Genomic DNA, 21,402 nt, shown 5'->3' on the forward strand with positions numbered 1-21,402 from the left:
CATTGATGACCTCTGAATGCAAGTATCTTCAGGTTGTTTGGGTATAGATTGAATAATGCCAATGTTTTCTACGGAACTGTTCAATTATTCTGAACAGATAGGCGTAGGGTCCTTTCGAGTGTGATGGCCAACAAAAAGCCGACTCAATAGAGTCGGCTTTGTCTAGTTAAGCTCGTTAGGTTAGTGGATTAACCACACACTTTGGTCCAGCTACCATCGCTACCTGGAACAGAAGCAGTCCACCAGTTTGCTTGGTAAACAACGCCGTCTTTCACGATTTTGTCACCGGCTGCAGCGTGGCTTGGGTTACCTGCCCAGTCAGTCTGAGGCATATCTGGGTAAACCACGATGCCAGTCGTGTCACAAGTACCCGTGCCACCACCATTGTCACCGCCACCGTTACCACCGCCTGCAGACAGGTCTGCCAACGGCAGGTCGCTGTACTCAGATGCGAATGCGTAGTCAACACCGTTGATGTTTACTGTGTAGTTCGCAGGGCCAGAGATTGGCAGGTAGTACACGAAGTCAAGTTCGTACGTTGCACCTGGTGCCAGAGAATCCCACGTTGGTAGTGAGAACGCCAGACGGTGCATAGTACCTTCCAGTCCACCAATGTTGTTCGCTTTGGTGTGGCCAGAAGAAATGACATTCACTTTACCGCCATTCTGACTCTTCGCGTTGTCTGGTGCTGAAGTCGGAATGTCAAACTGGAACTCAGTACCGCCAGGCAGTTCTACGCCAGTGTTGTTAGTGAAAGTGATTTTCGGGTTGATTGGGTAGTTTTGGTCACCCACTTTGAAGCCACCTACGCTAACCGTAATATCAACCGCTTCGGTTGGCATTGCAGTTTCAGACAGTTTCGCACCGTAAGGTGTCGCTGCTGCAAACTTGTCGTAGATTGCCTTCGTCATGGTGTTACCCATGTGGAACTCACCGTTACCCGTTGCACAAGCATTTTCAGTTGGGTCTACAACGTCAGTACGGTTGCCGTTTGCATCCAGTTGGTAACAAGCGTAGTCACCCGCCAGTTCCCAGAACATGATGCCGCCGATACCTTTGTCGATAACGTAATCAGATTTCACTTTGATTGACGCTTCGTCTTCAGTAGACAGGAACACTTGCTTCTCAGCATTCCACAGCCATGGTGCAACAGCGACTGAGTCGTAGTTACGCTGGTAAGTGCCTTTCAACACGTCTTGTGGATCGTTTACTGGGTCCAGTTTGTACGCAGATGCGTAGGTACCGAAGATGCCATGCTCAAGGTTCTTCGCATGCCACATTGGGTTAGAACCTGCGCCCATTTCGTTACCTTTCGGATCCGTATCGTGCCACATGTTGTCGATACCAATCGCGCCGTTACCACAGTTGTTCTTCTCACCTTCACCAGTGCCTGGTTGACACTCAGCTTGGTTAGGAAGTGCAGCTTTACCCCACAGACCGTTTTCACCGCCTGTTACGCCTTGCCAACCACGGGTGTAGTAAGGAACACCAATGTTGATACGGCCCGCTGGCATTGAGCCACGGAAGTAGTGGTATGCCCAGTCAGTGTTCAGGTAACCGATACCGCCATACTGGCTGGTGCCGTATACGTTCCAAGCTGCCAGCTCAGAGTCTTTACCTGTGTCGAACAGTGCGGCGTTGTGACCAACGTGGTCATTCCAAGCACCGTGCAGGTCGTAAGTCATGATGTTCACGTAGTCGAGGTACTTAGTGACATCAAACGTTTCCATACCACGTAGCAGGTAACCAGAAGATGGCGCTGCGATGGTCAGCATGTAGTGGTGACCGTCTTGTTCAGAAGCGATGTCGACTTTCTCACGAAGAACGCGCATCAGCTCTTGGTAAGAAGCCCACAGGTATGGACGACGTGGTTCCATGAAGTCTTTATCGTACGGGTTACCCGCACCTGCCATTGAGGTTGGGTATTCGTAGTCGATATCCAGACCATCGAACTTGTACTTACGCATCATTTCAACGGCAGAATCCGCAAACTTCTGGATACCGGCATGGTTGATTGAACCGTCAGCGTTAGTGGTCATGGTGTAGAAGCCACCGTCTGCTACGCGGTTACCATCAAGGCCAAAGTGACCGCCGGTTTCCGCCCAACCACCGATAGAGATCAGGGTCTTAACGTCGTGCTTCGCTTTGTAAGTTGCCAGCGCACCGAAGTGGCCTTTAAAGCCCAGTGCTGGATCAACTTCTACGCCTGGCCATTCTTTACCTACCGCGGCGTTGTTTGGATCGTTCACATCACCGATGTTAACTTTGCCGTCAGCACCGATGCTTACGAACGCATAGTTGATATGGGTAAGTTCTTCCCAAGGGATATCTTTAACAAGGTAAGCGGCTTGCGGGTCATCGCCTGCGCGCCAGCTGGTGAAGTAACCGATGATACGACGTGGGTGGTCGGCACCCATGTCTTCACGACCTTCTGCATCGTAGATCGTACAGTATGGAACGTTAACACCAGGGGTTTGGAACAGACCTTCTGGACGACAGTTAGATACTGTTGGCGTGCCCGCTACGGTAACAGTGACCAGTGCAGAATCGGTTGATGCGCCTTTGTCATCAGTCGCTTTTGCGTAGATAGAAACGTTGCCAGCTTTGCTTGCAGTCCAGTCCAGAGTGTATGGAGCTGCAGTTTTCGAGCCAACTAACTGGCCAGCAGCATAGAAATCAACTTTTTCCACAGTACCGTCAGTGTCTGCTGCATCTGCAGTCAGGGTAACAACTGCGCCTTGATCAACGGCTGTTGCGGATGCCGCTACAGCGACGGTTGGTGGCTCATTAACCGGGTCAATAACGCCTGGCTGAACAGTGATGCTAAGAGCGGCTGTTTCAGTTACAGCGCCCTTGTCGTCAGTTGCTTTCACTGTGATCGTGTGAGGGCCTTCAGCAGCAGTCCAGTTCAGAGAATAAGGAGAAGTCGTATCTGAACCGACTGAAGCGCCATCAATGAAGAACTCTACTTTGCTGACAGTGCCATCTGAGTCCGCCGCTGTTGCACTTAGCGTGACAACGTCACCATCTTTAATGGTGTCAGTCGCAAGTGGAGAATCCAGAGAAACGGTTGGCGCTTCGTTTACAGGATCAACAACACCAGTGTCACATTGGTCTACAAATTTCCACTCTTTGTAATCGCCTGATGAGGTAGAAGGGTTGTTGCCTTTCGTCCACCAGTTAGCGGTGTAAACGTTGCTTTCGTGCTGAACAGTTGAACCGCCGCCATATGCTTTGTCTGCTGACCATTTTTCAATGTTGGTACAGTCAACAGCAGCTTGAGCATTGAAAGAAAACATACACGCTACGGCGATTGCCGAGAGCGCGAATCCTTTGCTCTTACCTGTCACATCCATTGGATATCCCTCGAAAATAAAATGTTATCTATTGATTTGTATGTTGTTAGCGCACTTAAATCGCGCAATAAATAAAGTAGAGGAGTTGCAAGAGTGAGACACCCCGGATTTCGTCAGATTTAGATCTCTAGTCAGTTCCTGAATTGAAAAGCTTTGCGCTCTTGGTAACGACTCACAGTTTCAATGGGTAAATTTTCACAGGCTGCATGAAATTTGTGCGGTGAATATGTGCTCAATAGCAAGGGTTGAATAGCCAATGCCAGATGGTAAATGTCGACAATAAATGTTTATATTTAGTTGCTGAATGTGTCTCAAATATTGCCTCTGTAGATATTGTCAACAATATCTATTTTTCTGAGATATGTGACGCGGAAGGAATGTTGATAGCTTTGGGATTGAACAGGGAAAGATGCGACTCAGTTTGAAGAGTGGCTGAGGGATATACAGGCTTAGTAATAAGTGGAAAAAAAGAAGGCCGCTTAATCCACGGCCTCTTTAAATGGTTGAGCGTTTAGCGAGCATTCACGAAGGCTTTGAAGCGTGCTTGTGTTTCTGCGTCTGCTTTATCAAACCAGTAGTGAAGCTGGTACTCCACTTCATTCAAAGCATCTTTCCCACCCACAACCACTCTTGCACGTGGGGTAGTAGTTGGTTGTGCGACAGGCTGAGCGACAACTTCTGATGCGCCTAACTGTAATGACGCAGGGGCGTCTGTTTGGTTGAAGCGCTGCATTTCTGAAAGGTAATCACGGCTCAACTGGAAGCCTGATTTCAACAGTTTGTTCTGTTCAAATAGAATGGTGTTCTGGCTTCCATCCAGAATCTTAAATTCAGGGCTATCATTGAATTGACGCACCTGACGTTTGTTTTTGTGCTCTGGGAAATCGAAGAAAATCTCGGTGTCTTGTGCTTCAAATTTAACAACCAACACGTCAGAGCGAACAAAAGTGACGTCTTTTCCTTCTTCAAAGCTTTCAACATAGCGAAAAGCTAGTTGCTGGGTACCATCAGCCAAAACAACAGGTTCTTCTTTGCTGAACATCGAAGATTGGTGAGTCTCGCCGTTGTAGGCAAGCAACTCGATATTGTCGTTAAGGTGAAGCGTCACATCAGCGTGCGCGCCAAATGAAAGCAATGCGGTCAACACTGACGCAAAGGCGAATTTTCTTTTCATTGTGTTCCCCAAAAATAGGTAGAGTGCAGCCCGTAAACACATTGGCTTCGGGCTGCTGTTTTATTATTTAACGTGGCAAGCGAAGCCTTTCAGGTAGAAACCTTCTGGGTAGCCGCTATCAATTGGGTGGTCAGCAGCTTGCTCAAAACGCTCGATAAATTGAACGCAGCGGTGGGCATCCAGTGCTGCATCGGCAATGATCTTCTGGAACAGCGCGTTATCCATCAGACCTGAGCAAGAATATGTCAGCAGCGTGCCACCTGGCTTCAGGATCTGCATAGCCAGCATGTTGATGTCTTTGTAGCCACGACATGCACCAGTCAGTTGCGCTTTAGATTCTGCAAACTTAGGTGGGTCCATAATGACCACATCAAATAGTTCCCCGGCATCACGGTATTCGCGCAGTAGCTTAAAGACGTCTGCATTGACGAATTGTGCTTTCGATAGGTCATAACCGTTCATCTCGGCATTAGATTTGGCGATATCGAGGGCAGGCTGCGAAACATCGACGTTGATGACTTCCGCTGCATTACCTTTCAGCGAGTACAGGCCAAATCCGCCGGTGTAACAGAAGCAGTTCAAAACACGCTTGCCGTTAACGTATTTGACGGCCGCTTCACGGCTGTCACGTTGGTCCAGATAGAATCCGGTTTTGTGGCCGCCAGTGATGTCGACACTGATTTTTACGCCGTTCTCTTCAATGACTACAGATGCTGGTGGCATCTCACCATGAAGAACGCCTGTACGTTCTTTCAGGCCTTCTTTCTTACGCACTGATACATCTGAACGCTCGTAAATGCTGCACTCTGGATATTGTGCGATAAGCGCTTCTACCAGGTTGTCTTTCTGAGCTTCCGCGCCAGCACTTAAAAGCTGACAAACCAAGAAGTTCTCATAGCGATCGATGGTAATACCAGGTAAACCATCAGACTCCGCGGCAATCAGGCGGTAACCAGTCAGGCCATCACGGGCAGCCAAAACATCACGCAGACCTTGCGCTTCCTGAAGGCGTTTTTTTAAGAACTCAACGTTGACTTCTTCTTTTTCGAATGTCCAAACACGGACACGAATTTGGGAATTAGGAGAAAACGCACCGCGGGCCAGCCATTGGCCCTGATGATCATATACATCCACTGTCTGACCGAGGGAAGGTTTACCTTCGACGCGTTGAATACCACGGGAGAACACCCATGGGTGGCGACGGCGCAGTGATTTTTCACGGCCTTTAACCAGATAAACAGACGGATTCATTGGTTTTTCCTAACTTCAATATGGGGATACTGGGAGGGTTGAACCCAGTAACCAGTAAAAGGTGCTGTATTGTCAGAGAAGCTCGCCAATAATGCAAACGGCCGCACAATGGGCGGCCGTTTTTTCATCAAATCGGCGATTATTCTGTACGAAGGCCTTTCACCAGATCAGTAAGACTGGACGATTGTTTTTGCAGATTCGTGACATCTTGAGATGTTTGTTGAATCATTTCGCTCACCTGCCATGCCTGTTGGCGTACGCGCTCAACATCTGATGAAATCGTACCTGCTACGCTGCCTTGTTGGTTCGCAGCCGTGGCGATTTCTGTGCTGCGGTCAGTGATACGCTGACTGCGCTCAGAAATAGAGCTGATTTCCAGATCGATGTTTTGCATCAAGCTTTCACTCGCTGCTGCGTTATCAACGGTGCCTTGCATCACGCCACGCAGATGTGCGGTGTTGTTCTCCAGATCCTGAATCATGCGTTGGATTTCAACCGTCGTCTGCTGTGTGCGTCCAGCCAGAGAACGCACTTCATCTGCAACAACAGCAAAGCCACGGCCTTGTTCGCCTGCGCGTGCCGCTTCAATCGCTGCGTTCAGTGCCAGCAGGTTGGTCTGCTCTGAAATCGCACTGATGGTTGCAACCATGCTGCCGATTTCATTCGAATTCTGTTCCAATGAAGCCACTGCTTGCGAAGCGGCTTCAATTTCAGATGCCAGAGCTTGAATTGCCTGCAGAGTTTGGGTCACCTGAGTACGGCTTTGTTGGGAAGCAACACCTGCCTCAGAAATTTCGTCTGATGTTTGTTCTGCATGAGAGGCAACATCACGGATAGAACCTGCCATTTCTTCGGTCGCACTTGCCAGAGAATCAAGGTAAGTACGTTGCTCTGTTGACAGGTTCTCACTGTCTGCACTGCGGCGGCCCAGATCCGCTGACAGCTCCTCCATCAGTTGCGAAGCGCTCTTGATGGCTTTTACCAAACCATGTTCGCGGTCAGCGACATTGTCGACCGTGGTGGCGATAATGCTGAATTCATCGCGAACAGGGAAGAAGTTCATACGACTGGTGAGGTCGCCGTCAAGCATGCGCTGCAGAGCATGGTTCATGGTATACATGGCACCGCCAATAAAGCTCGACACGTAATGCAACGCCATCAAACCCAGAACAAACAACACAACCATCAATACCCAAGACGTTGCGCTGATTTGTGCCCAAAAACTGATGGTATCGGTTGGTGCATAGGATGCAGCAGCACCGTATGCGGAAGTTTGTTTAATACCGTTTTGAGCCAGCACACTTGCGGCTTCGGTGGCACTGATGTCGTAGTGAGACAACACTGCCGTCAGCGCTGCACTATGTTTTTCTTGTACCTGCGCAACTTGGGCTTCAGAAGCAGAGTAGAAAATTGAACCCGTTGCGACAGCAAGAGCAACAATGAAAACATAAAGTGCGTAGAATTTTTCTTTTAGACTGAGTTTGATAAGAAACTGGTCAACCCAGCGGAATGGAGTTTCTTTCATGGTGTGAGCTCCTCCAATAAATGTGAGCACATGCATATATACCGTATGGCATATTACACCGTTACATATGCATAACACTAATATAGGGATAGTGATAGATGTCACATATATGCGTCAAAGCTGTCGTTTCTGGTAAAGTTCAAGGTGTTGGGTTCAGGTTTCACACGGCTCATGAAGGCTTAAAGTTATCGCTGAGTGGTTATGCACGAAATGAGTCTGATGGAACAGTGACCGTTTTAATGTGTGGTGAAGAGAAGAATGTTGAGGCACTGCTGGCGTGGTTGGACAAAGGACCACCAACGGCGAATGTTACTGGGCTGATTCACGAACATGTCGATTGGCAGGCAATTGATGGCTTTTCTATTCAGTAGCCATACGAAAAGAGGAGCCATCAGGCTCCGCTTTTAAATGCACTTCACTGGCTTTGGCAAACCTGCGAGTTTGGTCGCTTGCTTTGCCGGGCCTTTAGGAAACAGCTTATACAGGTAGCGGCTGTTGCCTTTATCTGGACCATACTTTTGTTCCATCGACTTGACCAGCAGGCGAATAGCAGGGGAGGTGTTGAACTCTTTGTAAAAGTCCTGCACGAAATAAACCACTTCCCAATGCGCCTCAGTCAATTCGATGTTTTCCTGTTCAGCCAGCATCGGAACCAATTCTTCATGCCAATCGGCAAAATTTTTCAGATAACCCTGAGCATCGGTTTCGATTTGCTTACCGTTAAATTCCAACATGGATAACCTCGTACTTCGAACGCGCAAAGGATAATACCTAAACCGGTACAAAAAAAGGCTGAAACAAAAAAAGCTCCCGAAGGAGCTTTTTATCATCAAGCTGTTCGATTAATCATCGCCACCGAAAATGCCAAGCAGTTGCAGCAGGCTCAGGAACAGGTTGTAGATAGACACGTACAGGCTGATCGTCGCTGAGATGTAGTTAGTTTCACCGCCGCGAACAATTGACTGAGTAGTCAGCAGAATAACGCCTGTTGAGAACAGTACGAAGATACCGCTGATTGCTACTGACAGCATTGGCATTTGCAGGAAGATGTTAGCAATCATACCTACTACCAGTACAACAAAACCGGCCAACAGCATGCCGTTCAGGAACGACAGGTCACGTTTAGTGGTCAGTGCGTACGCTGAACACGCCATAAAGGTCAGCGCTGTGCCACCAAGTGCGGGAGCAATCGCCCAGCCCATGCCGGCGCCCACGTACATGTTCAGGATAGGGCCAAGGGTGTAACCAGTAAAACCTGTAAACAGGAAGGTAAACACCAAACCCATCGAGTTGTTCTTGTTCTTTTCAGTCAAGAACAGCAGACCGTAGAAACCAACCAGTGTGATGATGATGCCTGGGTAAGGCAGGTTCGCAGCCATTGATACGCCGGCTACAACAGCCGCCCATACCAGAGTCAGTGACAACAGAAAGTAGGTGTTACGCAGTACTTTGTTTGTCGCCAATACACTCTCTTGTGTTTGACTGGCTGAAACAAAACGTTCGTTCATAGGTTTCTCCCAATGGGGTACATATTTTGTTTATTACGACATTAATGGCGTCTTCGGCTTAATTTTTCAAGTCACAATTGTCGCACAAGTGATAATAATGCGGCTTAGCCTCTGAAAATACTAATATATCGTGCCACACCGTCGTATTCGAGTTTGTAAATGGATGTTAATAAGCCGCTACACTCAGTAAGTGTAGCGGCTTTTTATTAACAATTAGTGATGCAGGATTTGGCTGAGGAAGAGCTGAGTGCGGTCAGACTGCGGGTTGTTGAAGAATTCCTCTGGAACATTTTCTTCAATAATTTCACCGGCATCCATAAAGATAACGCGGTCTGCCACTTCTTTCGCAAAGCCCATTTCGTGCGTCACACACAGCATGGTCATGCCTTCTTCTGCCAGTTCAACCATAACATCGAGTACCTCACGAACCATTTCTGGGTCGAGTGCCGACGTTGGCTCGTCAAACAGCATCACGTTAGGGTTCATGCACAATGAACGGGCAATCGCTACACGCTGCTGCTGACCACCAGACAATTGTCCTGGGTACTTGTCAGCCTGCTCCGGGATTTTCACACGCTCGAGATACTTCATGGCGATCGCTTCTGCTTCGTCTTTCGGCATCTTCTTCACCCAAATAGGGGCAAGGGTGCAGTTTTCCAGAACAGTAAGGTGCGGAAAGAGGTTGAAGTGTTGGAAACACATTCCGACTTCTTTACGAACCGCTTCGATGTTTTTCAAATCGTCCGTCAATTCAGTGCCTGCAACAACGATGGAGCCTTGTTGATGCTCTTCAAGACGGTTGATGCAGCGAATCATGGTAGATTTGCCTGAGCCCGAAGGGCCACAAATAACGATTTTCTCGCCTTTCGCGACCGACAGGTTGATGTTTTTCAGTACATGAAACTGACCGTACCATTTGTTCATATCGGTCAGTTTGATAACAGGGGCGTCTTGTTGACTCATAAATACAATCCTTGTTCTTTATCGCTTGTGACCGGTATGAAGCTTGTTTTCCAGAAAGATACTGTATCGGGACATGCCGAAACAGAAGATCCAGAAAACGAGAGCAACGAACACGTAGCTTTCTGTTGCAAAACCGAGCCAGTTCGGGTCGGTATTAGCGGCCTGGCCGATACCTAGTACATCAAACATACCGATAATCAGAACCAGACTGGTGTCTTTAAACAGACCGATAAAGGTATTTACGATGGATGGAATCGTGATTTTGAGCGCCTGAGGAAGGATGATGAGATTCATCTTCTTCCAGTATGTGAGCCCCAGGGCATCAGCAGCTTCATACTGGCCTTTTGGAATTGCCTGAAGGCCACCACGCACCACCTCTGCCATGTATGCCGATGCAAACATGACCACACCAATCAGTGCGCGCACTAACTTGTTGGTTTCCGATTCACCCGACATGAACAATGGCAGCATCACCGACGCCATAAACAGAACGGTGATCAGTGGAACACCACGCCATACCTCGATGTAAACGGTAGAAAGGCTTCGGATGATAGGCATTTCTGAACGTCGGCCCAGTGCCAGCACAATACCGATAGGTAGTGAAATTACGATACCCACGATGGCAATGATCATAGTGATCAACAAGCCACCCCAAAGGTGCGTTTCCACTTTAGGCAGACCAGCCACATCACCAAACAGCAGAAAAACTGCCATGATGGGGAATGCCACCAAGAACAACAGCAGAATCCAACCGCGCTTCGGTGTCTTTTCGTAGACTAGCAGTGCCGTGAAAATAGCCAGAATCGCGTAAAAGAGTTTAGGGCGCCAGAGCTCTTCGCTTGGATAGAATCCAAACATGAATTGCTCAAAGCGAACATTAATGAACACCCAACAAGCCCCATCGCTTGTACAGTCTTCGCGTGTTGTTCCCACCCAATCAGAATTTAAAAACGCCCAATCAAACACGGCCCACAACGTCATCAAGGCGATATAAGCCAACACAATTGTCATGAGTGAGTTGAGTGGAGAAGAGAACAGGTTTTTTCTCAGCCAACCGACCGCACCTACCGTATTCGGTGGTGGTGGCAGATCAGGTTGAAACTCATGTTTTCTTGTCATGGGTTACCTCTCAACCAGTGCCATCTTGGCGTTGTAAATATTCATCAGCAAGGACGTTAATAGGCTGAGAGTTAGATAAACCCCCATCGTCATAGCGATAATCTCGATAGCCTGACCTGTTTGGTTCAAGGTCGTACCCGCAAACACTGACACCAGATCCGGATAACCAATAGCCATCGCGAGTGATGAGTTCTTTGTCAGGTTCAGGTATTGGCTGGTCAGAGGTGGGATGATGATACGCATCGCTTGCGGGATAATAACCAATCGCAGTGTTTTACCGCGCGGTAAGCCCAATGCCATCGCAGCTTCTGTTTGTCCATGGCTCACAGCATTGATACCGGAGCGGACGATCTCTGCAATAAAAGAGGCCGTGTAAATAGACAATGCGAGTGTTAACGCCGCTAATTCGGGGATAATGGAAATCCCTCCGCGGAAGTTAAACCCTTTGAGCTCTGGGTATTCCAGTGATACCGGCATACCTGCAACGAAGAACGCTATCAGCGGTAATCCGATGAAGGCTGCCAATGAAATGGTAAATACCGGCGTTTGCTCACCTGTTGTTTCCTGTTTGCGTTTTGCCCATTTGGCCAGAACAAAGCTGAAAACCAGCGCAGCAGCTAACGCAACAAAGATGATGGTGGAACCTTCCTCAAAGACGGGACGGGTAAAGAACATACCTCGAACGTTAAGGAAGAACGATTCACCAATACTGATACTTTCTCTTGGGGAAGGCAGGGCTTGAAGAACCGCGAAATACCAGAAGAAAATTTGCAGAAGTAGCGGAATATTTCGGAAGATTTCAATATACACCGCAGCAAAACGGCTTAGCAGCCAGTTGTTCGATAGTCTCGCAATACCCATCAGAAACCCGATGATGGTTGCGAAGACGATACCGAGTACGGAGACCAACGCGGTATTTAACAGGCCAACAAAAAAGGTTCGGCCGTAAGAGTACGTTTCATCATACTCAATCAGCGTCAAACCAATCCCAAATCCCGCTTCCTGTGTTAAGAAGCCAAAACCGGTCGCAATACCACGAGACTCAAGGTTAGTCAGGGCATTGTTCACGATGGTGTAGACAAAAAACACCAGCGCAATAATAGCTACGGCTTGGAAAACAACAGAGCGAAACGTTGGATTGTAAATGATGCTTTGCTTTTTCTCTGGACGAGCGACCGATCCAGAGTTCAGCGCATTATCTTTAGATGCCATACATCTGCACCTCTATCCTTATACGGTAATTCTGGGGCACAGAAAACTGTGCCCCAGCATACGTTTACAAAACGAACGACTTATTAGCGGATAGGTGGCGCATACAGGATGCCGCCGTCAGTCCATAGCGCATTCACACCACGTGAAATTTGCAGTGGAGAGTCAGAGCCTACAGTGCGCTGGAAGCTCTCGTCGTAGTTACCCACTTGTTTGATAACCTGATAACCCCAGTCATCATTCAAGCCAAGGCCTTTACCTTTAGGACCGTCTTGGCCCAGGATACGGCGGATGTTTGGATCTTTAGAGTTAACCATCTCATCAACGTTCGCAGAAGTGATGTTGAACTCTTCACCATTGATCATGGTGTTCAGCGTCCACTTAGCAATATTGAACCAGTTGTCATCGCCTTGACGAACAACAGGACCCAGTGGCTCTTTAGAGATGATTTCAGGCAGTACCACAGCACTGTCAGGATCTGCCAGTTTGATACGTGACGCATACAGGCCAGACTGGTCGGTCGTCAGCGTGTCACAGCGGCCAGATTCGAAGCCTTTAACGGTCGCATCGTACGTATCGTAAACCACTGGCTTGAAGGACATGCCGTTAGAGCGGAAGTAGTCAGACAGGTTCAGCTCTGTCGTTGTACCTGATTGAACACATACCGAAGCACCGTCAAGTTCCAGTGCGCTTTTCACGCCCAGATCTTTTTTAACCATGAAGCCTTGGCCGTCATAGTAGTTAACGCCAACGAAGTTCAGGCCCAGTGTGCCGTCACGTTGAAGTGTCCAAGTGGTGTTACGGGAAAGCACGTCGATTTCACCAGATTGCAGCGCGGTGAAACGCTCTTTCGCTGTCAGAGGAACGAATTTAACTTTGCTCTTATCACCAAGTACTGCAGCAGCCATGGCTTGACAGAACTCAACGTCAATACCTTCCCACTCACCGTTAGCGTTAGGGTTAGAGAAACCTGGAAGACCGGTGCTCACACCACAGCTGATAACGCCTGCGTTCTTCACTTTCTCCAGAGTATTTTCACCTTGGGCAGAAGGAGCAGGAGCTTGTGCAGTACTCGCTTTTGCTTCAGACAGTTGCTTTTCTAAGGAAGCCACCTGCTTTTGAAGGTCGTCGATTTGCTTCTGACTTTCAGCGCTGTTACCACCGCTGTCACAGCCTGCAAGCAGTAGAGCTGAGAGCACTGCAAGCCCGAGTGTCGACTTTTTATTAACCATACCTATCAATCCTTTATTGGTTATTACTGGTTGTTACTCATGGACAAGGCTCATAAGAGGCAAGCAGCCTAAAAATGATGTGAACCTCGTAAAACCACTTAGAAGTTTTATTAACACAAAGTTAACAAAATTTAGTATAGGGGGAGAAAACATGGCTGCAAATTGAACAGGTTGGAGGTGTGATCTAGGCATTGATCTTCGAAGAAATGAGACATTTTTCAGGAGAAAATGTGAAGAAGTCTAACTCCTAACATGCTGTTTTTATGTAAATGAGAGGTAAAATTGTTTAACGAACAATCAACACGCAGCAACATCGCCATTACCTGATTGTTTTTTAGCGTTTAGTTTTGACTAGAATACTGTCTCAAGAATGATTAGATGTTTATGCACTTCCTCATACGGAAAACTACTTATTTAGTGATAACTGATTGAATATAGGTCAAGAGCTGGTGGTGATATGCGCATGGTGGCGTAAATGTATGCATTCGAACCAAAATGCATAAATAATGGGTTTACACGATGCAATGTGCACATTAGTATACGCAGCACTTACGGAGAGATGGCTGAGTGGTTGAAAGCACCGGTCTTGAAAACCGGCATACGTTAATAGCGTATCTAGGGTTCAAATCCCTATCTCTCCGCCAAATAAGATTAAGCCCGCTCACTGAGCGGGCTTTTTCGTATTTGAAATAAACCTGTGTAGATAGGGATGCAGAACCCTAGACCCTAGGTTCAGCCGAGCGAAGCGAGACAACGTTGCCCGGCGAAGCCGAGGAGGCAACGGCCCGAAGGGAAGGGCGCGAAGCGACCGCATAAATCCCTATCTCTCCGCCAAATAAGATTAAGCCCGCTCACTGAGCGGGCTTTTTCGTTCCTACTAGGATCGTTTCGACTTCAACAATTAGCGATACAGAAACAGCTTTTTGCTTGCGATGGTAAGTTGCGCCAACTGTCTCGCGAGTTCGCGATTCAACCAAAGGTAACCGTAATAACTGATGTCACTGGCGTCATCATCGTCGGACAATTGATGTTTGGGTTTGAGGCTCATCAGGAGCAAGGAGTTTGTATCCAAGATATCGACTTCACGGTTCACCAAGCCATCTCTCAACGCATCAAATTTTGATGCTAACTCTTCTTTAGCGGCTTTTAATCCATGAAGATCGCCAATCTTCTCTTTCCCTTGTTGGCTATCCCAGTGTGTGCTGATCAAGGTTTCCAAGTCGGTATAAATGCGTTTTTCTATGGATAGAATAGAGGCCAAGACGGGCTTTAAGGGACCCGATTCTCTCGCAGCATGTGGCAGTAAGCCTTGCTGTTTCTCAATCAGGTCAGACAGTGAATTGGCATTTTGTGGGACAAATGTGTTGTCTGACATGGTTTCATTGTGTTGATGGTAAAACTGACCGCATTGATGGCAAAAGGATTCAAGTAGATAGGTGAATTGATCAGTAGCTCTTGCTGGAAAAACATAAAGACTGGCGAGAATCGACAATACTGCTGACCAAACAACGTTGAGAATACGCCAGCCTGCGGCTTCAAAATCGGCTGGGCCACCACCTGCGACGATCACTATGGTTATCGCTGCCATGAGCGCAGCGTAAGCGTATCTCTCTTGCGTGAAGTACATAGTGCCGATGAGTAGGCCAATAAAAGCGAGGTGATGTGTCCAATGATATTGCGGAGGAATGAGGAAAAGGGCCAACCCTACAGCGGCTCCAGCGACCGTGCCCCAAATCCTTTGGTTTGCTTTGGATATCACACCACCGACAAAGGGAATTGCGCCGAGTATGGTGACGGCGGTGATCAGTGCCCAGTAACCATAAGGAAGGTTGAACTGCCTGACAATCACGAGGATTAATCCCATTACCAAGGCGACCCTCAGCATATAAAGCAGTCGTGAATGTTGAATCGCAAAACTGCGGTAATGGGACATAGCGAAAGGCGCTGGAAGAATGATGCAGAAAGCTTATTCACAGACGTGCAAATTTGCTTTTCTAATAGTGCGACAGTCAGGAATAGAAAAATCCCCGCAAGAAGCGGGGATTGTGTTAACCGATGAACGTCAGTGTGGTTTGTAGAATGATCAGGTTGACGATATCAATAAAGAACGCGCCCACAATCGGCACCACCATAAAAGCTTGTGGAGATGGGCCGAAGCGGTTTACCACTGAACCCATATTCATCACCGCCGTCGGTGTCGCACCAAGACCAAAACCACAATGTCCACTGGAGATAACCGCGGCATCATAGTTTCTACCCATCACACGATATGTGACGAAGTAAGAAAACAGCGCCAGCATCAAAGACTGCACCATCAGAATCGCCAGGAATGGCAGCGCCAGGTCGAGAATATTCCAAAGTTTCAGGCTCATTAGCGCCATAGCAAGGAACAGTGCCAGTGAAACCGTACCCAGTATATCGACGGTTTCCACATCGAGTTTTTCTACTTTCGTCACTTCGAGAACGTTGGTAATGACTACGCCGATAAACAGGGCATAAACAAAGTCAGGGATCATCAGCCAGCTGATTTCAAAACTGCTGACCCATTGCTCGAGATACTTTGCACCTGTCACACAGATCAACAATACAAACAGGGTTTCGATAACCTTCTTCGCAGTGACTTTATCCTGTTCATTCTCGTTGTAAGTGACCAGTTCAGGGAATTGTTCATGGGTATTGTTGGTGTTGCCGTACTGGGATTTGAGTTTGTTCTTTTCAACCAGACGTTGAGCAACCGGGCTGCCAATAATGCCGCCCATCACCAAGCCAAAAGTGGCGGAAGCCATGGCAATCTCGAGGACATTCTCCAAGCCATAAACATCCTGGAAGGTTTGAGACCAAGCTGCACCCGTACCATGACCGCCCGAAAGGGTAATGGAACCGGCAATTAAGCCCATCAGCGGATCGAGCCCCAGCGCTGTTGCCATCGAGATACCAATGCCGTTCTGCAGCACGATATACAGCGAAGCAACACCGAGGAAAATAAAGACCTTTGCGCCGCCTTTCAGTAGCTGGGTATAGTTCGCCGCCAGTCCAACAGTTGCAAAGAACATCAGCATAAAGGTGTGTTGTAGCGGAAGGTGAAATTCCAGCTCAATGCCATTGAAGTGCAGCGCAGTAATTGCGCCAGCCACCACCAAGCCACCGACAATGGGTTCAGGGATGTTGAACTTCTTAAATACGGATACGCGGGCGTTAATAAAGTGTCCAAGGAAGAGCACGAAAATTGCAATCAGGAAGGATTCTAGTGCGCCCACGGAAATGAGTTGATTCATAAAGCCTCTGTGTTCTCATCATCGTCCGTAATGAGTGAGAGTCTTCGTTCTAGCGCGCTTTGGAGAGAGTATTCGACTATATCTGGTGGCGGTATCCATAACCGCAAGCGCTAGCCAGCTTAAAACAGGGCGACGTTATCTCATATTGTTGAATAGAATGACAAGTCTATCCGAGAAAATATTCACACCCCTCCACAAGCAATGAGAACGTGCCGCTACGCCATGTTGACGTTGTCAGAAAAAGCCGGGCGATGTTGAAATTTGAGCCCGGCTTAATAACGTCTTGAGTCAATTAATGTTTATGAGGAATAAGGCCTGCAATCATCATGGTATGAGATGCTAGCTTTTGGCATTTGGTCGAGCTGGCGCAGCTTTCTAAGGCTGTTTTGTCACTGGCTTTGGTGTAGATAATTTTGCCGTTTTTAATCGTCGTCATCACAGAGATGTTCGCCAGTTTCATTGGATCGATAGTTAGCGGATTATCTGAGAGGAAAACGAGGTCGGCGACCTTGCCAACTTCAATCGATCCCTTAGTGTCTTCTTCGAAATGCTGATACGCAGACCAGATGGTTTGTGCTTTGAGCGCTGTCATGGCGGACACGCGTTGATCTTTACCCAAAATACGGCCACTGCGGGTTATTCGGTTGACCGTGGCAGAGTAAACCCGCATCGAGTCAGGAAAGGCGACAGGCGCATCATGGTGCGACGTGAAAATCATGCCTCTATCCAGTGCCCAGCCCGTTGGGGAAATGTTCTCAGCACGTTCATCACCCAACACGGATTGTGCATGCCAGTCTCCCCAATAGAAGGTGTGCATAGGGAAAAACGAGGGAATCACGTTGAGGTCTTTGAAGGCTTGAACCTGATCTTCACGAGCAGTTTGCGCGTGAATAGCCACGAATCGACGTTCTTTTGCTCCGTATTTGGCCGTTGCACTCTTCACAGCGCGGATGTATTGGTCAATCGATGCATCACCATTAGCGTGGGTTAGTAGTTGCCAGCCATTTTCCATCGCCATGCCGACATATTTCTCCGCTTCTTCGTCAGACATGATGGGATAGCCGCGGTATTCAGCACTTTGGCCTTCAGGGGGGATTAGGTATGGCTTGGTCAACCAAGCCGTCTTTCCTTGCGGAGAGCCATCCAGTGTCAGTTTCACGCCACCGAGGCGAAAACCGTTGGTGTAGCTATTGCTGAGGTAAGGTGCTGTGAGGGTGTCAGTGCCGAGTTGAATGTCGGTGTAGGCCACTACATCAATAGGAAGCGGCTCTTGCTGGGCAATCTCGTACATGGTTTTGACACTGTCAGACATGGAACGGCCTTCCTGCGCCGTGGTGTACCCATACTTGGCGTACAAATCCATCCCTGCGCGGAATAGCATCTCATTTTCGTCTGGGCTGATTTGCGTGAACAGTGGTATCAGAGCGCCAAAGAAAGCGGACTCTTCCAGCACACCATTGGGTTCATCACTGTCTTTCACACGTCGAATCACGCCACCTGGTGGGTTCTTGCTGGTCGCCGTCAGTTTCATCATCTCCAGCGCTTTGCTGTTCATGACACCGATATGACCGGATTGGTGAATGATCAGGATAGGAACGTCGGTCGATACTTTATCCAGGTCAAAGCGGGTTGGGTGAATTTGCTCTTTGAGCTGGGAATCGTCGTAGCCAAAGCCAATGATAAAGTCCTGCGCTTTGTTGACGGGGACTTCAGCCCACTTTCTTAGGGCTTGTTGAAGGCTCGCGATATCGGTCACAGGGCCATCGGGTGGTGACAACAAATTGGCTGATACGGCCTGTAAGCCTGTGTTCATTACATGGCCGTGAGCATCAATAAAGCCGGGGATCATGGTCAAACCTTTTAAATCCACCACTTTGGTTCTGTCACCCTTCAGCCTGAGGATTTCTTCTGCTTCCCCTACGGCGAGTATTTTTCCGTTTAGGATGGCAACAGCCTCCGCCTCGGGTTGTTTATCATTGACCGTAATGACCTGAGCGTTGTGGTAAATGGTGTCAGCAAAAGGTTTTGGTGGGCTGGTAGCGAAGATTGGAGCAGAAACAAACAGCGCTGAAAGGGCAGCGATTGAAGCTTTCATGGAGACTCCTCGGGAAAACAAGACGGGCCAAGCCCGTCTGTGATTCAGTGCGTTATGAACCTGATTGGAATCAGTGTATGCCGTGTTTATCCCAAAAGTCGTCCAGATTTTGCATCATTTCCTTCTTACGTTCTTCGGAGACGAAAGAAGCTTCAATGGCATTTCGGGTAAATTGTGCCAGCTGCTGAGGGCTTGGAGATAAAGCATTATTAAGGGCAATAAAATTGTCCGTCATATATCCACCGAAAAAGGCGGGATCATCGGAATTGACGGTCACGCAGAGCCCCTGATTCAGTAGGTTGAGGATGTTGTGGTCTGCCATCTTGTCAAACACGCGAAGCTTAATGTTCGAGAGTGGGCAGACAGTGAGAGGCATTCTAGATATCGCCAACTCTTTTACCAGCTCGGGGTCCTCGCTGCTTTTCACACCATGATCAATGCGGCTAACATGCAAAAGGTTAATTGCATCTCTGATGTTACTCGGAGGGCCTTCTTCCCCTGCATGCGCGACAGTTTTCAATCCCAGCGCTCGCGCTTCAGCAAATACACGTTGGAATTTCTCCGGTGGATGACCAAGCTCGGAGGAATCTAACCCCACTCCGACTAGACGCTTCAGGTGAGGTTTCGCCATTTCAAGCGTTTCGAAAGCTGCTTCTTCGGAAAGGTGGCGGAGGAAACACATGATCAGCTGGCTTGTAATGCCAAGTTCTTTCTCTCCTTGGCGAAGGGCGTGATAGATCCCGTTGATAGCCGTATCGAATGCGATCCCGCGGTCGGTGTGGGTCTGAGGGTCAAAGAAGATTTCTGTATGCATGACATTATCGGCTTTACAACGCAGCAGGTACGCCCAGGTCAGGTCGAAGAAATCACGTTCAGTGATAAGAACATTGGCCCCTTGGTAGTAAATATCGAGGAAGGACTGCAGGTTATGGAACTGGTAGGCGTTGCGGGCTTCATCAACACTTGTATAGGGCGTGGAAATGCCGTTTCTTTCTGCGAGTTCAAACATCAACTCGGGTTCAAGTGAGCCTTCAATATGCAGATGCAACTCCACCTTCGGCAAGCATCGGATAAACTTTTCCATCGTCTTCTCCCTGTTCGTAACTTATTGAAAGGTATATATCGGTAGGGCAAATTTTTGAGAATGGAATGCTGTATGGATCTAAACTAGTTGGTGTTGACTCATCGGTCAAATTTTGGAATTCGCAATACGGTAGCTTGTCATAAGTTCACAAAAATGCCGCCACTGTCAGGCGGCATTTTCGCATGGAAAGGAAGCTTAACCAATGAACTTAGTCATAAAGTTCTGAACGTTGCTCAGGCTCGAAATTGCCATGATGACAACAATCGCCGCACCTGTCAGGGTCAGGTAAACCGGGTGTTTGTAATCACCCACGATGTCTTTACGACGTGTCGCAGTCAGCACAAACCCCAATACCACAGGCAGGATGATGCTGTTTACCAAGCCAGCAAGTATCAGTAGCAGGATTGGCATGTTCATCAGCACGGTACCAACGCTGGTAATGATGATGAAGCCACAGCACCAGGCTTTTTCGTTGCGCGCAACCACAGGGAACAGTGTTTTGATCAGTGAGATCGCCATGTAGGAGTTACCCACCACCGACGTGATAGACGCGACGAACAGCACCAGACCAAAGATAAAGTAACCTACTTCGCCCGCGCCTTGACGAAACGCGTCTGCGGCTGGGTTTGCAGTGTCCAGCACTGCACCAGCAGCAATCACACCAAACACGGCCATGAAAAGCAGAATGCGGATAACGACAGCGATGGAGATACCTGCCCAGGCAGCTTTGTTGATGTGCTCAACGTTCTCTTGTCCTTGCAGGCCGATATCAACCAAACGTTGTGCACCGGTGTAGTAACCTCCCACCGCGCCACCAACAATTGTCAGGGTCGGAAGCAAAAGGCTGCCTATATCTGTTGGCATCACCGCTGCCGATAAGGTTTCCCCCATAGGTGGAAGGCTGGTCATGGCCACGTAGGCGATCAACACAATCATGAAGAGGCCAAGGTAGCGCGCCATCTGATCCATACGTTTTGATGCGTTATGAACGACAAACAACAGACAGCCTACAAGACCGGTAAACAATGCACCCCAAGTGGTATCCACACCCGTCAGCACGTTGATGCCAAGCGCTGCACCACTGACGTTACCGAAGTTGAATGCCACGGCACCTAACGCCAACAGAATACCGATGAAGTAGCCTGCACCCGGCGCGATTTTGTTCGCGATATCTTGGATACGAAGGCCTGAAACGCCCACGATTCGCCACAGGTTCATCACGATACCGAAGGTGATAAACATGGAGGCAAACACTGGGAAAGCCATGTCAATTTTGTAGATGTTGGTGAAAACAGCGGTTTGTGTCAGAAAGCCGGGGCCAACTGAAGTGGTAGCCATTAAGAATGCGACACTGAAAATGGCTTTGGATTGCCAGTTGGCGTTGAGTTGGGTGTGTGCTTTTGCGGTCATGCCGGGTTCCGATTTTGTTGTCTTCCTATTTATTAAAAAAAGAAAAACAACTGACCGGGATCAGCTGATAGAGAGCCGTTAAGCTCTTGAAAAGACGGGCCTTGGTAAGCTCTCTTTTTGCTGGGCGCGGATGTTAATGGCAACCCACTTTCAAGTCAATCACTAAACCGCAAATAGTTTGTGGTTTTTTCATCTTAGTTT

16 protein-coding genes, 1 tRNA gene and 1 other RNA gene are annotated in these 21,402 nt (G+C 48.3%); 3 read left to right on the top strand and 15 right to left on the bottom strand.

What is annotated here, in order from left to right; all coding sequences use genetic code 11:
* Positions 1-188: 188 nt before the first annotated feature.
* The 4 genes from RN22_RS19130 to RN22_RS19145 all read right to left on the bottom strand — a co-directional run bounded on the left by RN22_RS19130 (position 189) and on the right by RN22_RS19145 (position 7,306).
* Positions 189-3,299 carry a glycosyl hydrolase family 18 protein gene (locus RN22_RS19130; protein ID WP_369700106.1) on the bottom strand — a complete coding sequence of 1,037 codons (3,111 nt, stop codon included), beginning with the start codon at positions 3,297-3,299 and terminating at the stop codon, positions 189-191.
* Between the two features lie 568 nt (positions 3,300-3,867).
* Complete coding sequence (locus RN22_RS19135; RefSeq protein WP_046306765.1) at positions 3,868-4,530, bottom strand: DUF2057 family protein; 663 nt, start codon at positions 4,528-4,530, stop codon at positions 3,868-3,870.
* 63 nt (positions 4,531-4,593) lie between these two features.
* Positions 4,594-5,781 (bottom strand): class I SAM-dependent methyltransferase, encoded by a 1,188-nt coding sequence (locus RN22_RS19140; protein WP_046306767.1) that lies wholly within the window; start codon positions 5,779-5,781, stop codon positions 4,594-4,596.
* A 139-nt stretch (positions 5,782-5,920) separates the two neighbouring features.
* Complete coding sequence (locus RN22_RS19145) at positions 5,921-7,306, bottom strand: methyl-accepting chemotaxis protein (RefSeq protein ID WP_046306768.1); 1,386 nt, start codon at positions 7,304-7,306, stop codon at positions 5,921-5,923.
* Positions 7,307-7,404: 98 nt separating this feature from the next.
* Here RN22_RS19145 and yccX point away from each other — a divergent pair, with 98 nt between their 5' ends.
* Positions 7,405-7,677, top strand: a complete 273-nt coding sequence (gene yccX, locus RN22_RS19150) for an acylphosphatase (RefSeq protein ID WP_046306769.1) — start codon at positions 7,405-7,407, stop codon at positions 7,675-7,677.
* A 33-nt stretch (positions 7,678-7,710) separates the two neighbouring features.
* Here yccX and RN22_RS19155 read toward each other — a convergent pair whose 3' ends face one another.
* From RN22_RS19155 to RN22_RS19180, 6 genes are all read right to left on the bottom strand, one after another.
* Positions 7,711-8,040 (bottom strand): TusE/DsrC/DsvC family sulfur relay protein, encoded by a 330-nt coding sequence (locus RN22_RS19155; protein ID WP_046306770.1) that lies wholly within the window; start codon positions 8,038-8,040, stop codon positions 7,711-7,713.
* 108 nt (positions 8,041-8,148) lie between these two features.
* The gene (locus RN22_RS19160) at positions 8,149-8,814 is read right to left on the bottom strand and encodes a Bax inhibitor-1/YccA family protein (protein WP_002539047.1); all 666 of its coding nucleotides are present in this window, start codon (positions 8,812-8,814) and stop codon (positions 8,149-8,151) included.
* A gap of 213 nt (positions 8,815-9,027) precedes the next feature.
* Positions 9,028-9,777: an amino acid ABC transporter ATP-binding protein gene (locus RN22_RS19165; protein WP_002539046.1), complete on the bottom strand. Its 750-nt coding sequence runs from the start codon at positions 9,775-9,777 to the stop codon at positions 9,028-9,030.
* Between the two features lie 18 nt (positions 9,778-9,795).
* A complete protein-coding gene (locus RN22_RS19170; protein ID WP_046306772.1) occupies positions 9,796-10,896 on the bottom strand; it encodes an amino acid ABC transporter permease in 1,101 nt (366 codons plus the stop codon).
* Between the two features lie 3 nt (positions 10,897-10,899).
* Positions 10,900-12,108 carry an amino acid ABC transporter permease gene (locus RN22_RS19175; protein WP_046306774.1) on the bottom strand — a complete coding sequence of 403 codons (1,209 nt, stop codon included), beginning with the start codon at positions 12,106-12,108 and terminating at the stop codon, positions 10,900-10,902.
* Positions 12,109-12,191: 83 nt separating this feature from the next.
* Positions 12,192-13,337 carry an amino acid ABC transporter substrate-binding protein gene (locus tag RN22_RS19180; RefSeq protein WP_002539042.1) on the bottom strand — a complete coding sequence of 382 codons (1,146 nt, stop codon included), beginning with the start codon at positions 13,335-13,337 and terminating at the stop codon, positions 12,192-12,194.
* A gap of 553 nt (positions 13,338-13,890) precedes the next feature.
* Here RN22_RS19180 and RN22_RS19185 point away from each other — a divergent pair.
* Together RN22_RS19185 and RN22_RS24805 are read left to right on the top strand one after the other, a co-directional pair.
* Positions 13,891-13,981, top strand: a tRNA-Ser gene (locus tag RN22_RS19185).
* Positions 13,982-14,025: 44 nt separating this feature from the next.
* Positions 14,026-14,171: non-coding RNA, RtT sRNA (locus RN22_RS24805), on the top strand.
* A gap of 67 nt (positions 14,172-14,238) precedes the next feature.
* Here RN22_RS24805 and RN22_RS19190 read toward each other — a convergent pair.
* The 5 genes from RN22_RS19190 to RN22_RS19210 form a co-directional block, all read right to left on the bottom strand.
* The gene (locus RN22_RS19190) at positions 14,239-15,270 is read right to left on the bottom strand and encodes an FUSC family protein (protein ID WP_046306776.1); all 1,032 of its coding nucleotides are present in this window, start codon (positions 15,268-15,270) and stop codon (positions 14,239-14,241) included.
* 115 nt (positions 15,271-15,385) lie between these two features.
* Entirely contained in the window at positions 15,386-16,612 is a 1,227-nt protein-coding gene (gltS, locus tag RN22_RS19195; RefSeq protein WP_046306778.1) for a sodium/glutamate symporter, read from the bottom strand.
* Between the two features lie 292 nt (positions 16,613-16,904).
* Complete coding sequence (locus RN22_RS19200) at positions 16,905-18,707, bottom strand: amidohydrolase (protein ID WP_046306780.1); 1,803 nt, start codon at positions 18,705-18,707, stop codon at positions 16,905-16,907.
* A 70-nt stretch (positions 18,708-18,777) separates the two neighbouring features.
* Positions 18,778-19,791 carry an adenosine deaminase gene (locus RN22_RS19205; RefSeq protein WP_046306782.1) on the bottom strand — a complete coding sequence of 338 codons (1,014 nt, stop codon included), beginning with the start codon at positions 19,789-19,791 and terminating at the stop codon, positions 18,778-18,780.
* 195 nt (positions 19,792-19,986) lie between these two features.
* A complete protein-coding gene (locus RN22_RS19210) occupies positions 19,987-21,201 on the bottom strand; it encodes an NRAMP family divalent metal transporter (RefSeq protein ID WP_046306784.1) in 1,215 nt (404 codons plus the stop codon).
* Positions 21,202-21,402: the final 201 nt, after the last annotated feature.

The organism is Grimontia sp. AD028 (assembly GCF_000973155.1).
Classification (GTDB): domain Bacteria; phylum Pseudomonadota; class Gammaproteobacteria; order Enterobacterales; family Vibrionaceae; genus Enterovibrio; species Enterovibrio indicus.

Coding starts and splice junctions, on each gene's coding strand:
- RN22_RS19130 (WP_369700106.1), bottom strand. CDS start 3,299: ATGTTTTCTTTCAATGCTCAAGCTGCTGTTGACTGTACCAACATTGAA.
- RN22_RS19135 (WP_046306765.1), bottom strand. CDS start 4,530: ATGAAAAGAAAATTCGCCTTTGCGTCAGTGTTGACCGCATTGCTTTCA.
- RN22_RS19140 (WP_046306767.1), bottom strand. CDS start 5,781: ATGAATCCGTCTGTTTATCTGGTTAAAGGCCGTGAAAAATCACTGCGC.
- RN22_RS19145 (WP_046306768.1), bottom strand. CDS start 7,306: ATGAAAGAAACTCCATTCCGCTGGGTTGACCAGTTTCTTATCAAACTC.
- yccX (WP_046306769.1), top strand. CDS start 7,405: ATGTCACATATATGCGTCAAAGCTGTCGTTTCTGGTAAAGTTCAAGGT.
- RN22_RS19155 (WP_046306770.1), bottom strand. CDS start 8,040: ATGTTGGAATTTAACGGTAAGCAAATCGAAACCGATGCTCAGGGTTAT.
- RN22_RS19160 (WP_002539047.1), bottom strand. CDS start 8,814: ATGAACGAACGTTTTGTTTCAGCCAGTCAAACACAAGAGAGTGTATTG.
- RN22_RS19165 (WP_002539046.1), bottom strand. CDS start 9,777: ATGAGTCAACAAGACGCCCCTGTTATCAAACTGACCGATATGAACAAA.
- RN22_RS19170 (WP_046306772.1), bottom strand. CDS start 10,896: ATGACAAGAAAACATGAGTTTCAACCTGATCTGCCACCACCACCGAAT.
- RN22_RS19175 (WP_046306774.1), bottom strand. CDS start 12,108: ATGGCATCTAAAGATAATGCGCTGAACTCTGGATCGGTCGCTCGTCCA.
- RN22_RS19180 (WP_002539042.1), bottom strand. CDS start 13,337: ATGGTTAATAAAAAGTCGACACTCGGGCTTGCAGTGCTCTCAGCTCTA.
- RN22_RS19190 (WP_046306776.1), bottom strand. CDS start 15,270: ATGTCCCATTACCGCAGTTTTGCGATTCAACATTCACGACTGCTTTAT.
- gltS (WP_046306778.1), bottom strand. CDS start 16,612: ATGAATCAACTCATTTCCGTGGGCGCACTAGAATCCTTCCTGATTGCA.
- RN22_RS19200 (WP_046306780.1), bottom strand. CDS start 18,707: ATGAAAGCTTCAATCGCTGCCCTTTCAGCGCTGTTTGTTTCTGCTCCA.
- RN22_RS19205 (WP_046306782.1), bottom strand. CDS start 19,791: ATGGAAAAGTTTATCCGATGCTTGCCGAAGGTGGAGTTGCATCTGCAT.
- RN22_RS19210 (WP_046306784.1), bottom strand. CDS start 21,201: ATGACCGCAAAAGCACACACCCAACTCAACGCCAACTGGCAATCCAAA.